We start from the raw sequence: 15,665 nt of genomic DNA, 5'->3' as shown, positions 1-15,665 counted from the left end.
TGTCGCGCGCCCGGCCCGGCAGGGGCGGCTCCCGGAACCACGACGGACACCGCCGCGTGCCCGTCGCCGCGGTGCGCGATCGCGCGCGGGCAGCGTCAGTCAGAACACCACGCGGTAGTACGGATTGGGGGAGTTGTGGAAGAGGCCGACGACTCGCAGGAGCTGGGCACCGACATCGCCGTCATCGGCATGGCCGGACGATTCCCGGGCGCACCCGACCTGGACCGGTTCTGGTCGAACCTCCGGGACGGCGTCGAGTCCGTATCCTTCTTCGACGACGCCGAACTGCTCGCCGTCGGTGTCCCCGAGGCGGAGTTCTCCCGCCCCGGCTACGTCAAGGCCGGGGCCCGTGCGGAGGGCGTCGACCTCTTCGACGCGGAGTTCTTCGGGTACACCCCCCGCGAAGCCACCATCATGGACCCGCAGCACCGGATCTTCCTCGAACTGGCCTGGGAGGCACTGGAGCACTCCGGCTACAGCCCCGGGCGGATCGGGGACAGCGTCGGTGTCTTCGGCGGCGCGGGGACCAGTGCCTACCTCCCGCACGTCTTCGCCAACCTGGAGAGCGGCGCCTCCATCGGCGCCTCCAACGTGGGGCTCGGCAACGAGCTCGGCTTCCTCACCACACGGGTCTCCTACAAACTCGACCTGCACGGCCCGAGCATCCCTGTGCACACCGCCTGCTCCAGCTCCCTGGTGGCGGTCCACCTCGCCTGCCAGAGTCTGCTCAACCACGAGTGCGGCATGGCGATCGCCGGCGGAGTGGCGTTCAAGGTGCCGCCGGGCAAGGGGTACCGGTACCAGGAGAGCGGCATCCTGTCCCCCGACGGGCACTGCCGTCCCTTCGACGCCGACAGCCGGGGCACCGTCTTCAACAACGGCGCGGGCATCGTCGTACTCAAGCGCCTCGACGACGCACTGCGCGCCAACGACACGGTGTACGCGGTCATCAAGGGCACCGCCGTCAACAACGACGGCTCCGCGAAGGCGAGTTTCACCGCGCCCGGTGTGGCAGGGCAGAGCGCCGTCGTACTGGAGGCCCTGGAGATCGCCGGTGTCGAGGCCGGCGACATCAGCTACGTGGAGGCTCACGGCAGCGGCACCCGGATCGGCGACTCCATCGAGATCGAGGCGCTGACCAGGGCCTTCGGCGCCGGCTCGGACCGCGTCGGCCGCTGCGCGATCGGCTCGGTGAAGTCGAACGTCGGCCACCTCGACGCCGCCGCTGGAATCGCCGGGCTCCTCAAGACCACGCTCGCCCTGGGAAACCGCACGCTGCCTCCCACCGTCCACTTCCGCCAGGACAACCCGGCCATCGACTTCCCCAGCACGCCGTTCTACGTCCAGCGGGAGCTCGCCCCCTGGAACACCCCCGACGGCGGCCCCCGACGAGCCGGGGTGAGCGCCTTCGGATTCGGCGGCACCAACGCCCATGTCGTCCTCGAAGAGGCACCGGAACCCGCCCCGCCCGGCCCCGCCCGCCCCTCCCAGGTACTCGTCCTGTCGGCCCGCACCCCGCAGGCCCTGGAGCGGGTCTCCGACCGGCTGGCCGCGCGACTGCGGCAGGAGGACCTGTCGCTCGCCGACGTCGCCTTCACCCTGGCGCAGGGCCGCCAGGAGTTCCGCCACCGCCGCGTCGTCGTCGCCCCGGACCCGCGCAGCGCGGCACGCGCCCTGGAAATGCGCGACGGCGGGAGCATGACGACCGGCACCGCCGACGCCGCCTCGCCCTCCGTCGCGTTCCTCTTCACCGGGCAGGGCTCCGCGTACCCGGGAATGGCGGCCGGGCTCTACGCTCACGAGGCGGTGTTCCGCGCGGCCGTCGACCGGTGCGCCGAACTGCTGCGCCCCGAACTCGGCACGGACGTCCGCGACCTGCTGCTCGCCGCGCCGGACGACGAGGAAGCGGCCCGCCGGCTCGGCACCACCGCGCTCGCCCAGCCGGCCCTCTTCACTCTGGAACACGCGCTGGCCGAGCTGTGGAACGCCTGGGGCGTCACCCCGTCCGCCATGATCGGGCACAGCCTCGGCGAATACGTGGCCGCCTGCCGCGCGGGGGTCTTCGAACTCGCCGACGCGCTGCGGCTGGTCGCCCTGCGCGGCAGGCTCATGGAGCGGCAGGCGGGCGGCGCGATGCTCAGCGTCGCCACCGACCGGGCCACCGTGGAACGGCTCCTGCCCGCCGGACTCTCCCTGGCGGCGCACAACGGCCCGTCCGACTGCGTCGTGTCGGGCCCGCACGAGGCGATCGCCGCGTTCGCGGCCCTCGCCGAGCGGCAGGGGATCGCGACCCGGCCGGTCGCCACCCCGCACGCCTTCCACTGCGCACTGATGGCCCCGATGGTCGAGGAGTTCACCCGCGCCGTCGCCCAAGTGCCCCGGCACGAGCCGGCGGTGCCGTTCCTCTCCAACGTGACCGGCGACTGGATCACCACCCGGGAGGCCACCGACCCCGCCTACTGGGGCCGCCACGTCCTCGCGACGGTCGAGTTCGCGCGGGGCGTCGAGGTCCTGGCGGCCGACCCGGACGTGGCCTTCCTCGAGGTCGGCCCGGGCCAGACGCTGCGCAGCCTCGCCGCACGGAACCTCGCGGGCGCTCAGCCGCCGCGCCTGGTGACCGCCACGCTGCCGCACCGGCAGGACAGCCGCGGGCCGCTGGAAACCGCCCAGCGCGCCCTGGGCCTGCTCTGGCTCCACGGCATCACCCCCGACTGGACCGCTTACCAGGCCGACGAGCGGCCCCGCCGCGTGGCGCTGCCGACCTACCCGTTCGAGCGCACGCGCCACTGGCTGGAGCCCGTATCGGCCCCCCGCGCGCCGCTGACGCCGGGGCCCCACCCGCTCCTGGACGAGATGCTGGTGCGGACGGTGGACGAAGCGGTATTCCGCACCTCCTTCGACCTGGAACGCCACTGGGTGCTGAGCGAGCACAAGATGCTCTCGGAGGCCATCGTGCCGGGCACCACGTATCTGGAGATGGCGCGCGCCGCGGGCACGGATTACCTCGGCGAGCAGGTCACGGTCCTGTCCGACGTCGAGTTCCAGGTCCCCCTTCTGGTCACGGCGCGGCAGCCGCGGGTCGCGCACACGATCGTGCGCTCCGACGGCGATGACGGCGCCGCGTTCAAGGTCGTCAGCCAGGACCCGGCAGCGCCCGAGGGGCGGCGGTGGACCGTACACGTGCGCGGGAGGCTCTCGGCGGGGCCCCGGCCGCCGCGCCACGCCGACCTGCCCGCCCTCGCCGCCCGCTGCCGGCTCGCCACCGTGGACGTCGGCACCCTGCAGGCCGAGCACCGGGTCATGGACTTCGGCGGTCGCTGGCAGGACAGCCTGCGCTCGGTGGACGTCGGCGTGCGGGCCGCGCTCGGGCACCTGAACCTGCCGGAGCGTTACCACGAGGAGACCGGTGCCTTCGCGCTCCACCCCGCGCTGCTCGATCTGGCGACCGGGTTCCACCGCTGGGCGATGCTCCAAGGCGACGACGGCGCCGCCGACGCGTCCGGGCACGACTTCTACCTGCCGCTGGCCTACGACCACCTCACCGTGCACGGGCCCATGCCCGCCCAGTGCGTCAGCTTCGTCCAGCCCGACCCGGACTTCCCGCAGAGCGACGAGATCCGCAAGGTCGACGTCCTGGTCTGCGCCCCCGACGGTGCCGTCGTCCTCGACGTCAAAGGCTTCACGGCCAAGCGTGTCCACGACCCCCGGCGAACCGTCCACAACGCCCGCGGGGCCTCGGCACACCACATCCTGCGCTGGGTGCCCGCGGCCCGCACCGAGGCGGCCGGTGACCCCGCCGGCGCGGCGGGTGCCGCACGGCGGCCGGTCGACCGCGTTCTGGTGGTCGGAGCCGACTCTCCCCGGCGCGCGGCTGTCGTCGCCGAGCTGCGGGACGCCGACGTGACCGTCGACGTGACCGGCGCCGACACCGACTGGACCACCTGGACGGAGCCGCTGCCGCCGGAGACCGTGTTCGTGGCGAGCGAGGACGAGGCGGGCAGCCCCGGCCGAGACGCTCAGGAACGCCTCCTGGACAGTGGTGTCATGGCCCTGCTGAGCCTGGCCCAGACCCTCGGCAGGCAGAGCACCGGCCCGCGCCGGCTCACCGTGGTCGCGGGGCACGTCGAGACCGTCACGGGCGACGAGCCCTACGTCGTCCCCGCCCACTCCGCGCTGTTCGGGCTGGCGAAGGTCATCGGCCAGGAGCACCCCGACGTCCGCTGCCGGTGCGTCGACACGGCCGCCGGCGTCCCGCCCGGCACGCTCGCCCGGGAGATCCTCGGGACGGACCCGGCCGGGCAGGTCGCCCTGCGCTCCGAAGGCCGCTACGTCCTCGAACTCGTCGAAGCGGACCTGGGCCCCGAACCGGAGGACACTCCGGCGGTACCGGACGGCGTCCACCTGATCACCGGTGGCCTCGGCGGACTCGGCCTGGAGGTCGCCCGGTCCATCGGCGCGGCCCGGCCCGGAGCGAGGATCGCGCTGGTCGGCAGGAGCGGACTGCCGCCCCGCGAGCAGTGGCCCGACGTGCTGCGCGACGGGCCGGCCGGACAGGCCGGGCGGATCCGCCTGATCCAGGAGATGGAGTCCCACGGCGCCCGCGTCCTCGTCTGCGCGGGCGACGTCTCCGACCACGACGACATGGCACGCGTCCTCGCGACCGTCCGCCGCGACCTCGGCCGCGTCACCTGGCTGATCCACGCGGCGGGCACCGCGGGCGACGGCTTCCTGATGAACAAGACGCCCGACACCTACCGGGCCACCCTGGCCCCGAAGGTCATGGGCGCGATGGTGCTGGACGAGGTGACCGCCGACGACCCGCCCGAGCTGATGGTGATGTTCAGCTCGACCACCGCCCTGTTCGGCTCACCGGGCCAGGGCGACTACACGGCGGCCAACCTCTTCCTCGACGCATACGCGGCCTGGCGCGGACAGCGAGGGCTGCGCACGATCACCCTGAACTGGACCGACTGGCTGGGCACCGGCATGGCCGCCGACCACGGCGTCCAGCGTGACCAGGGCTTCTTCCGGTCCGTCGAGATCGAGGACGCGCTGGCGAGCTTCCACGCCGCCGTCCGGTCGAACCACGGGCAGGTGATCGTGGGGGAGATCAATCACGACGCGCTGGCCGTGCTGGACCCGGCCGTGCTGCGGGCCCGTATGGCGGCCTCGCCCATCCGCCTGGGCGAGCCGATCCGGCGGGCCGTGTCCGCCCGGTCGGCGGCGTCCGCCACCCGGGCCGCCGCCGGGTCCCGGGCATCCGTCCCGGACGTGACACTGCTGGGGCGGCCCGACGGCGCGTACAGCCCGATGGAGGAGACCCTCGGCAGGCTGTGGGCCGCCGAGTTCGGCATCCGCGAGATCGACGTGTCCGCCACCTTCCTCGACCTCGGAGGCGACTCGCTGCTGGCCCTGCGCCTGTCGAACAACCTGCAGGAGGCCCTCGACGTGAAGACGTCGATCGCCGACCTGTTCGCCCACCCGACGGTCGCTGACCTCGCCCGGCACCTGACCGCCGACGACGAGGCGGCCGACCAGGCGCAGGACCCGGACCCCGCCGCGGTCCCGGACTCGGTGACGACCCCGGGCACCGAGCCCACCACGACCACCGCGACCGATTCGGGCCGGGCGGCCGCGGACGAGACCGACCCGGCTTGGTTCGGCCTCTGGAACGCCCAGAGCGGCATGTGGGTGCAGCACCAGTTGGGGGAGGGCCGCGCCGAACTCAACCTCCCGGTGTGGACGCACGTGCACCGCGCCGTCGACCCTGAGGTCTTCCGCAGGGCCGTCGCGTACCTGATCGACCGGCACCAGGCGCTCCGCCTCGTGTTCCGGGACACCGCGGACGGGCCCCGCCAACGGGTCCTGCCCGCTTTCGACCTCGACGTCCCGCTGATCGACCTGAGCGCGCACCCCGACCCGGAGGCCGAGGCCGAGCGGCTGATCCGCGCGGACAGCGCCGTCCCCTTCGACGACCTGGGCACCCCGCCGCTGCGCGCCGCGCTGTACCGGCTCGGCTCCGAACACCACTGCGTGCACTACACCATGCACCACCTCATCTCCGACGGCACCGGCATCGGGATCTTCCTGCGGGAGCTGCTGGAGACGTACGAGGCGCTCGCCCAGGGCCGGGAGCCGTCGCCGGAGCCGCTGGAATCGACGTACGAGGAGCTGATCCGCGGCCGGTTCGCGTGGCTGGCCGGTCCCGAGCGCCCGGCTGCCGAGGCCTACTGGCTGGGCGAGCTGGCCGGCCCGCTGCCCCGGCTGCACATCGGTGACTACGACGCGCCCGGCGCCGAAGTGTCCAACGAGACCGTGGACTTCACGGTCGACCCGGACCTGTCCGAAGCCGTGGCGGCGCTCGCCGGGAAGTGGGACGTCACCGTGCACGTCCTCCTCCTCAGCGCGTACGCCGCGGCGCTGCGGGGCATCGGGTCGGACGACGACATGGTGATCTGCGTGCCGTTCTCCGGGCGGGACAGCAAGAGCATGGGCAACCAGATGGGCATGTTCGTCAACCCGCTCGCCGTACGCCTGGCGCTCTGCGACACCGACACGTTCGAGGAACTGGTCCGGCGTGCCCAGCGCAAGAGCGTCGGCGCCTACGCCCACAGCCGCTACCCGTTCACGCTGATCGCCGAGCAGGTGGCGCCCGCCGACGGCACGCCCCGGATCGGCCGGAACCCGGTCTTCTCCACCGCGTTCCAGTTCACGGACTTCCTGCCACCCGCCAACCAGACCTCGCAGCTCGACATCTGCCTGTACGGCAAGCCGGGCGAGGACGGTCTGAGCATGCGGCTCACCTACAACTCCCTGCGGCTGACCGAGTCGGAGGCCCTCGAGGTGCGGGCGGCCTTCCTTGCCGCGCTGCGCGAGGTGACGGCCGAACCGGGGACGACGCTGGCGGCCCTGGCCGGACCCATGCGGCGGGCCCTGCGGGCAGGCGGCGTCGCACCCAGGGGACGACGCCGCCTGGGCGCCCCGCGGTCCACCCGGGCCCCGGGCGCCTGACAGGGGAACGGCGGCCCGGGGCCGCAACCGGGTCCGGCAACCGGCGGACCCGCTCATCAGAGAAGGAAGAGGTCCATGGACGAGCGGCAGGAAGAAGCCCAGTACGCCGTGGTGGTCAACCACGAGGAGCAGTACTCGATCTGGCCGCTGGGCCGCGAGGTTCCCGGAGGCTGGAAGCACGCCGGTCACGAGGGCCCGAAGGACGCCTGCCTGGCCCACATCAAGGAGGTGTGGACCGACATGCGTCCGCTGAGCCTCCGCCTGAAGATGGAGAACGAGAAAACCCGATGACGACGCTTGTCCGGCCGTTGGTCCTCAGGCCCCACGCGGCCATCAGGCTGCTGTGCCTGCCGCACGCCGGAGGCGGTGCCTCGGCGTACCGCGCGTGGGCCGACGAGCTGCCCGACGGCATCGAGCTGTGGGCGGTTCAGCCGCCCGGCCGTGAGGACCGGGTCCTGACCCCGCCCCTGGACCGCATGGACGACCTGCTCAACGCCCTGGTCCCCGCCGTCGTCCCGCTGCTGGACCGCCCGTTCGCCCTGTTCGGCCACAGCATGGGGGCCGTGGTGGCGTGGGAACTGGCCCGGGCGCTGCAGCAGCTCGAAGCGGGCTCGCCGGTACGGCTGTTCGCCTCCGGCTGTGTGCCGCCGCAGATCAGGGACGTACCGGATCCACCGCTGCACACCCTGTCCGACGAGCGGCTCGGCGACCGGCTCAGGGAGTGGGGCGCGACCCCGGAGGCCGTACTCACCGACCCGGAGTTGATGGCGCTGCTCCTCCCCGTCATACGCGCGGACCTCGCCGTGGTCGAGAGCCGCGTCCACCGCGGCGAACCCCTGCTCACCTGTCCCGTCACGGCGTACGGCGGCACCGAGGACGGCAGCGTCGGCAGTGACGTACTGGCGCGGTGGGGCGAGGTGACGACGGGGCCGTCGGACTGCCGCATGTTCCCCGGAGACCACTTCTTCCCGCACTCCGCGCGCACGGCCGTCATGGCGGACATCACCGACCGGCTCGGCGCGGTCTCGCTCTACGGAAAGGCTGGAACGGCATGACCTCGCAGTACGGGACCGCCCCGCAGGGCGACACGCACACCCCTTCCGTCACGGACACCGTGACCTCCGTCTGGGCGTCCGTGCTGCGCATCGACACCCCGGACCCGGACGCGAACTTCTTCGCCCTCGGCGGCAACTCGCTCCAGGGCGCCCGGATGGTCGGCCGGCTCCGTGAGGAACTGGGCATCCGCATCCCGCTCAGCGCGCTCTTCGAGAGCCAGACGGCCGCCGAACTGGCGGCCAGGATCGAGGACCTGCGCGGGGACGACGCGCCGCTCACCGGCCCGTCCGTCCCGGCGTTCGCGGAGCGGACCGACGGGACCTTCCAGGCGCCGGCCTCCTTCGCCCAGCAGCGCCTGTGGGTGGAGGAGCACATCCTGGGACCCAGCTCCCGGTACAACGTCCCCGCCGCCGTCGAGATCGAGGGGGACCTCGACGTCGCGGCACTGCGGCTGGCCCTCCGGACGCTGGTCGACCGCCACGAGCCGTTCCGCACGACCATCCGCGCCGTCGGCGGCGTGCCCCACCAGGTCGTCGAGGCCGCCATGGAACTGCCGCTGGAGATCATCGACCTCCAGGGCGAGCCGGAGGAGCAGCGGGAGCAGGTCCTCGTCGACCGGATCGGCGCGTCGGCGCAGCGCCCGTTCGACGTCGAGCGGGGGCCACTGCTCAGGGCGGAGCTGTACCGGCTGGCGGACCAGTGGCACGTCCTGCTGGTCAACATGCACCACGCCATCACCGACATCCACTCCTTCGAGCTCGCCGTGGCGGAACTGCTGGAGCTGTACGCGTCGGCCGCCAAGGGCACCGTCCCAGCGGCCGACCCGCCGGCCCTCCAGTACGCCGACTTCGCGGCCTGGCAGCGGCGCACCGTCGGCGACGCCGCGTTCGACGCGCAACTGGAGTACTGGAAGGAGCGCCTGCGCGGCCCCCTTCCCGTACTCGACCTGCCCACGGACCTCACCCCGCAGGGCTCCCCGAGCGGCCGGGGCGCGACCGTCGCCGTGGAGCTGCCGCGGGCCGTCTCGCGCCGCGTCCGGGAGCTGGCCCGCCAGAACGACGCCACGCCGTTCATGACCGTGCTGACCCTCCTCGCCGCGCTGCTGCACCGGTACAGCGGCCAGACGGACATCGTGGTGGGCACCCCCAGCGCCAACCGCGACCTGCCCGAGCTGGAAGGCATGCTCGGCTACTTCCTGAACACCCTCGCCGTACGCTGCGACCTCTCCGGCGACCCCACGGTGCTCGGGCTGCTCGGGGAGGTACGCGAGCGGACGCTGGGCGCCTACGCGCATCAGGACGTCCCGTTCGAGCGGGTGGTGAACGCCGTGGCCACGGACCGCTCCGGGCTGCAGTCGCTGTTCCGGGTCATGCTCGCCTTCCAGCAGGAGATGCCGTCACCGGAGCTGCCCGGCCTCACGGTCACCGACGTCGACCTGGACCGCAACGCAGCCAAGTTCGACCTGGTGTTCTCGGTGACCGAGACCGAGACCACCTACAGGGTGGCGCTGGAGTACAACACCGACCTCTTCGTCGAGGACAAGGCGTGGCGGATCCTTGACCACTTCCGCACGCTCGCCGCCGACGCGGTCGCCGCGCCGACGAAGCGGCTCTCCGGCCTGCGGGTTCTCCCCGCGGACGAGCAGCGGCAGATCGAATCCTGGTCGGCGGCCCGCTGCGGGCCGTACCCGACGGACACGTTCCTCCACCACATGTTCGAGGAGCAGGCGCGCAGGACTCCGGACGCGGTGGCCGTCGAGAGCGGCGACACGGAGGTCACCTACCGCGAACTGGACCGGCGCGCGGATCTGCTGGCCGCCGCGCTCGCGGAACGCGGCGTCAGCACGGACCACCTCGTGGGACTCTGCGCGGCACCCTCGGTGGACCTCCTGACCGGCATCCTCGGCATCCTCAAGGCGGGTGCGGCCTACGTGCCGATCGACCCGCTCGCCCCCGAGGACCGCATGACCCACATGGTCGAGGACAGCGGGCTGCGCGTGCTCGTGACGACCGCCGAGCTGCACCCCCTGCTGCCCGGCGGCGCGCTCGACGGCGTCGACGTGGTGCACGCGGAGGCCGAGGGCCCCGTCGACGCGGACGGCGGCACCGCACCGGCCCCAGCCGGGGCGCGCCCCGACCCGGCGGTGGACCCGGCACAGCTCGTGTACCTCATGTACACCTCCGGGACGACGGGCAGGCCCAAGGGCGTCGGACTGCCCCACACGGCCGTCACCCCCTGGATGCGGTGGGCACAGGACGTCCGGCCCATCGGCGAGGGCACCCGCGTCGTGCACAACCTCTCGTACCACTTCGACTGGTCGGTGGAGCAGATGTTCCACGCGCTGACGGCCGGTGCCCGCCTGGTCATGCTGCCGCTGGAGGTACGGGCGGACCCCGAGGCCACGGCCCGGTTCGTCGACGATCACGACATCCACATGCTGTACCTCACGCCCACCCAGATGCGGGCGCTCACGGGCACCGGAGTCACCCTGCCGACCCTGCGCCACGTCTCCCTGGGAGGCGAGAACCTCAGCGGAGACCTGGTCGCCCGCATCCGCGAGGTCGTGTCGCCCGGGTGCCTGATCTGGAACGAGTACGGCCCCACGGAGACCGCCGGCGTGGCCCTCGCCGGGCGCATGGGCCACGCTTCGCGGGACCGCGCCTCCATGCCGCTGGGCGAGCTCGTCTCCAACGCCTCCTGCGCCGTCGTGGACCGCTGGGGCAACCAGCAGCCCATAGGTGTCCCCGGCGAGCTGCTGGTCGGCGGGGACGGCGTCGCCCGCGGCTACCGCAACCGGCCCGAACTGACCGCCGAGCGCTTCGCCCCGGACCCCGCGAGGCCAGGACGCCGCCTCTACCGGACGGGCGACATGGTCCGCTGGCTGCCGGACGGCGAGATGGAGTTCCTCGGCCGCACCGATCACCAGGTCAAGATCCGCGGCGTGCGGGTCGAGCTGGAGGAGATCGAGTCCGTGCTGCGCGGCCACCCCGGCGTGGCGGACGCGGTGGTGGTCCTGGAGCCCGGCGAGCGGCTCGTCGCCTATCTCGTACCGGCCCCGGAAGGCGGCCCGGACGATCCGGAGCTGCGCTCGTACCTGGCGCCCAAGCTGCCCGCGGTCATGCAGCCCGCCCTCCTCGTCCGGCTCGACACGATGCCCACCTCGGCCACCGGCAAGGTGGACCGGGCCCGGCTGCCCCGGCCCACCGACCAGCCACCGGCCGAGGTCGTGGTGGTCCCGCCGAGCACCGAGACGGAGCACGCCGTCGCCGCCGTGTGGAGCGAGGTGCTGAAGCTCGACGTGGTCGACGTGAACACGACCTTCTTCGAACTGGGCGGCGACTCGCTCACCCTGCTGGCCGTCGTGGAACGACTGCGCCGGTCCCAGGACCTGGAGATCCCGGTGCGCGCCGTCGTCGACACGCCGACAGTCGCGGGCCTCGCCGCCCGGATCGACACACTGCGCTGGACCCTCCGGTCCCGGGAGACGGCCGTCGACACGACCGGCGCGCGCGAGCTGGGCGAGCTGTGACCCCGCACGTGTCCGAAAGCGTCGTCGACCTCCTCCTGTCCCTGCGCGCGCAGGGCATAGCCCTGTGGGCCGAGCACGGGAAGCTGCGCTTCGACGCCCCGGCCGGCGCCGTGACCCCCGCCCTGCGCGAGAAACTCCTCGCGCGCAAGGCGGAGATCGTCGCGTTCCTCGCCGAGGCCGACCTGGCCGAGCGCAGCACCGTACGGATCACCATGACCGACGGGGTGCGCCTGGCCGCCGATCTGTACCGTCCCAAACGTGAGGGTGTGGTGGTCCAGGAGCCCTTGCCGGTTGTCTGGTGCCACGAGCGCTACCGCAGGGCCGAGCACGTCAGCGGCGGCGTGCTGACCAAACTGGACAGCCAGCCCTGGCTCCGGGAACTCCTGCGCAACGGTTACGTGGTCGGCGTGGTCGACGTGCGCGGCGGCGGCGCGTCGGAGGGCACCCGGCCCGTCGAGTTCGACCCCCAGGAGGCCCGGGACGCCCACACGGTGACCGAATGGCTGGCCGAGCAGCCCTGGTCCACCGGACGCGTCGGCATGTTCGGCATGTCGTACTCGGGGATCAGCCAACTGCTCGCCGCCGGTACGGCGCCACCGCACCTGGCGGCGATCGTCCCGCAGATGGCGATGTTCGACCTCTACGCGTTCCTGCGCCCCGGCGGAGTCTTCCGGGACGACTTCGCACGCAACTGGGGCGAGACCGTCCGCAGGCTCGACACGGAGGCGGGCGCCGCCCATTCGAAGGATGCGGACGTCGCCGGTGTCGTGGCCGGACACCGGCTCAACGCCCGGGTGTTCGAGCAGGCCGCGACGCTGCGGTTCCGTGACAGCACGGACGAGGCGACGGGCATCACACCGTACGAGCACGTCAACCCCGCCGCCGCGCTGGCCGACATCAGCGCCTCCGGCGTCCCCGTGTGCCACCTGACCGGCTGGTACGACATCTGGGTCCGCGACACGACGCTCTGGTACCGCAACCTGGCCAACCCCCAGCGTCTCGTCATCGGCCCCTGGAGCCACAACAAGTGGTCGGACGAGGACATCGCCCGTGAGCACTTGCGCTGGTACGACCACTGGCTCAAGGGCGTCGACAACGGAGTCATGGACGAACGACCGGTCAGGTACTTCACCATGAGCGCCCCGCCGGGCACCGAGTGGCGCACCGCGAGCCACTGGCCGCCGCCCCACGTGCGGCCCCGGACGTTCCACTTCCACGAGGGCCCGACCGGCACCGTCCCCTCCGCCAACGACGGACTGCTGCTCGCCGACGACGGAACCGGGCCCGGCCCCGCCGACGGCGCCGACGCCTACGAGGTCGACTACTCCGCCACCACCGGGACGACCTCCCGCTGGTCCGACGGGTACGGCGCCGGGTTCCGCTACGACCTCACGGCGAACGACCGCAAGGCCCTGACCTACACCTCGCCGGTGCTCACCGAGGACCTCGAGGTCACCGGCCACCCCCTGGTCCACCTGTGGGTCACGTCCACCCACCCGGACGGCGAGTTCTTCGTCTACCTGGAGGAGGTGGACGAGAAGGGCGACTCCCACTACGTGAGCGAGGCGGTGATCCGCGCATCCCACCGCGGCCTGGACACACCCCTGCACGACGCCATGGGCCTGCCCTACCACCCGGGGACGGCGGACTCGGTCGCGCCGCTCCCGGGCGAACCGGTGGAACTCGTCGCCGACATGCACCCCACGTCGAACGTCTTCGCGGCCGGCCGCCGACTGCGGATCAGCGTCACCTGCTGCGACCGGGACAACGCCCAGGTGCCTCAGCGGGACCCCGTGCCGGTCGTGCGGGTCCACCGGGGCCCAGGCCACCCGTCGAGGGTGGTCCTGCCCACAGCGCCCCAGGTGTGAAGAGGCCGGCACCCGGCCCGTGCCGCCACCGGGCCCCCGCGACGGCCCACCCTGATCCCCCCCCCGTACCGGAAAGCGCCATCATGAACACGGAAACCGAAGCACGCCGGGAAGCCGTAGTGAGGGCCTGGCGAGAGACGCTGGAGTCCGACCCCGTCTCGGACGACGAGGACTTCTTCGAGGCCGGGGGCAACTCCCTCCTCGCGGTGGAACTCCAGCGCCGTCTGATCGCGGCGCTCGGCCACCGCGTGCCCCTGCGGCACATCCACGACCACCCCACCGTCCGCGGACTCCTCGGACTGCGACCGCCGCGGCAGCCGCGCCCCGCTCCGCCCGAGGCGGCCGGCGTACCCGTCCTGAACCTGTACTGCCTCCCGTACGCCGGCAGTTCCGCCCGCATGTACGAACCGTGGAAGACCCGGCTGCCGTCGTCGGTGGCCGTCATCCCGCTGGAGCTGCCGGGGCGCGGAGCCCGCTGGCCCGAGCGCGCCAAGTCCGAACTGGAGCCCCTGCTCGACGACCTCGCGGGGGGGATGGAGGAGGCACGCCGCGCCCCGTACGCCGTCTTCGGCCACAGCTTCGGAGGCGTCCTCGCCTTCGAACTCGTCCGCCACCTGCGCGCGCTGGGTTTTCCGCCGCCCCGGCGCCTGCTGGTCTCCGGCTGTCCGGCGCCCCATCTGGCCACGCCCGCCGAGACCACGTACGACCTGTCGGACGAGGAGTTCACCGAGCGGCTGCGGCGGCTGCGGGGCACCCCCGAGGAGCTCCTGGAGAACGAGGAGCTGATGGAGCTGTACATCCCGATCCTCCGGGCCGACTACGCCATCCTCGACCACTACAAGGCGCCCCCGTCCGAACCGCTCGACTGCCCCGTCTCCGTGTTCTACGGACGCGGGGACGAGGACGCCGGACGGGACGTCACGGAGCAGTGGAGCGCGTACAGCGGCGGGCCCGCCGCGATCGAGGAGATCGCCGGGGACCACTTCTTCCTCCGGGACGCCGAGGAGGAACTGCTGGCGAAGATGGCACGGCATCTCGGGGCCCCACCGCCCGGCAATCCGTGACCGGTCCACACCCACGGCGATCCGAAGAGAGAAGCCCATGTCCTACCCCCACTCCGCCGCCCGGCCCGTCCGCATCGGCGTGCAGATCCAGCCGCAGTACTGCTCCTACGCGGAGATCCGCCGCGCCGTCGCCCAGTACGAGGAACTCGGCGTGGACATCCTGTTCAACTGGGACCACTTCTTCCCCGTCTACGGTCCCGCCGACGGCGAGCACTACGAGTGCTGGACGATGCTCGGCGCCTGGGCGGAGGCGACCTCCCGCGTCGAGTTCGGCCCCCTGGTGAGCTGCAACTCCTACCGAAACCCCGACCTGCTCGCCGACATGGCGCGCACGGTCGACCACATCAGCGACGGCCGCCTCATCCTCGGCATCGGCGCCGGCTGGAACGAGAAGGACTACGACGAGTACGGCTACGAATTCGGGACGCCGAAGAGCAGGCTCGCGGCCTTGGGCGAGGGGCTGGAGCGGATCGAACGGCGGTGGCAGCGGCTCAACCCCGCGCCCACCCGCAAGATCCCCGTCCTGGTCGGCGGCAACGGAGAACGCAAGACCCTGCGGCTGGCCGCCCGGCATGCCGACATCTGGCACGGCTTCGGTGATGCCACGGAACTGGCGCACAAACACGGCGTCCTCGACGCCTGGTGCGCCGAGACGGGCCGAGACCCGGCGGAGATCGAGCGCTCGACCCGGGTGTTCCGGCGCGGCCCCGAGGAGGTCGGCCAGGACCTCGTGGACGTGGGCACGCGCCTGTTCCAACTGGTCGCCCGGTCACCGGACTTCGACCCCGCGCCCGTCAAGGACTGGCTGGACTTCCGGGACGACGTCAACAAGCGTCTCGTCGCGTCCTGACACCGCGTCGGACGCCGTACGGCCTCAAGATCACGCTCTCTTGACACACCGGGGAAGCTCTAAGAGTATGGCCAGCACGCTGCTGACATGTGCCCACCGAGGCCGTGCCGGCCGGGAAACCGGTGGGCCGGAAGCCTCACCCGGTCGCAGCGCTCCCGGCCGTACGAGGCCGTCCCCGCAGTGTCCCGCCGCCCCGGCCTCGTCGCGCCCACGTCCCATGACCGCGCCCGCCGCGCCGCGGTCCGAAGCCAAGGCCCACGTCGATGAACCCCCCTGTACAAGGACGG

The 15,665-nt window shown here is 72.6% G+C and carries 7 protein-coding genes; all 7 read left to right on the top strand.

Annotation, left to right across the window (positions count from 1 at the left end):
- Nucleotides 1–135 precede the first annotated feature (135 nt).
- The 7 genes from B1H29_RS09225 to B1H29_RS09195 all read left to right on the top strand — a co-directional run bounded on the left by B1H29_RS09225 (nucleotide 136) and on the right by B1H29_RS09195 (nucleotide 15,378).
- Nucleotides 136–7,011, top strand: coding sequence for a type I polyketide synthase (locus B1H29_RS09225; protein ID WP_055419778.1), 6,876 nt, complete (start codon nucleotides 136–138; stop codon nucleotides 7,009–7,011).
- A 75-nt stretch (nucleotides 7,012–7,086) separates the two neighbouring features.
- Nucleotides 7,087–7,302 (top strand): MbtH family protein, encoded by a 216-nt coding sequence (locus B1H29_RS09220; RefSeq protein WP_055419777.1) that lies wholly within the window; start codon nucleotides 7,087–7,089, stop codon nucleotides 7,300–7,302.
- The gene (locus B1H29_RS09215) at nucleotides 7,299–8,066 is read left to right on the top strand and encodes a thioesterase II family protein (RefSeq protein WP_055419776.1); all 768 of its coding nucleotides are present in this window, start codon (nucleotides 7,299–7,301) and stop codon (nucleotides 8,064–8,066) included. Before B1H29_RS09220 ends, B1H29_RS09215 begins: the two co-directional genes overlap by 4 nt.
- Nucleotides 8,063–11,596, top strand: coding sequence for a non-ribosomal peptide synthetase (locus tag B1H29_RS09210; protein ID WP_055419775.1), 3,534 nt, complete (start codon nucleotides 8,063–8,065; stop codon nucleotides 11,594–11,596). The genes B1H29_RS09215 and B1H29_RS09210 overlap by 4 nt, the downstream gene beginning before the upstream one ends.
- Nucleotides 11,597–11,604: 8 nt before the next feature.
- A complete protein-coding gene (locus B1H29_RS09205) occupies nucleotides 11,605–13,464 on the top strand; it encodes a CocE/NonD family hydrolase (RefSeq protein ID WP_159027806.1) in 1,860 nt (619 codons plus the stop codon).
- Nucleotides 13,465–13,583: 119 nt separating this feature from the next.
- The gene (locus B1H29_RS09200; protein WP_055419773.1) at nucleotides 13,584–14,528 is read left to right on the top strand and encodes an alpha/beta fold hydrolase; all 945 of its coding nucleotides are present in this window, start codon (nucleotides 13,584–13,586) and stop codon (nucleotides 14,526–14,528) included.
- A 37-nt stretch (nucleotides 14,529–14,565) separates the two neighbouring features.
- Entirely contained in the window at nucleotides 14,566–15,378 is an 813-nt protein-coding gene (locus B1H29_RS09195; protein ID WP_055419772.1) for an LLM class F420-dependent oxidoreductase, read from the top strand.
- Nucleotides 15,379–15,665: the final 287 nt, after the last annotated feature.

The organism is Streptomyces pactum (assembly GCF_002005225.1).
In the GTDB taxonomy this organism is placed as follows: domain Bacteria; phylum Actinomycetota; class Actinomycetes; order Streptomycetales; family Streptomycetaceae; genus Streptomyces; species Streptomyces pactum_A.
This window is presented reverse-complemented; position numbering and strand designations above follow the sequence as displayed.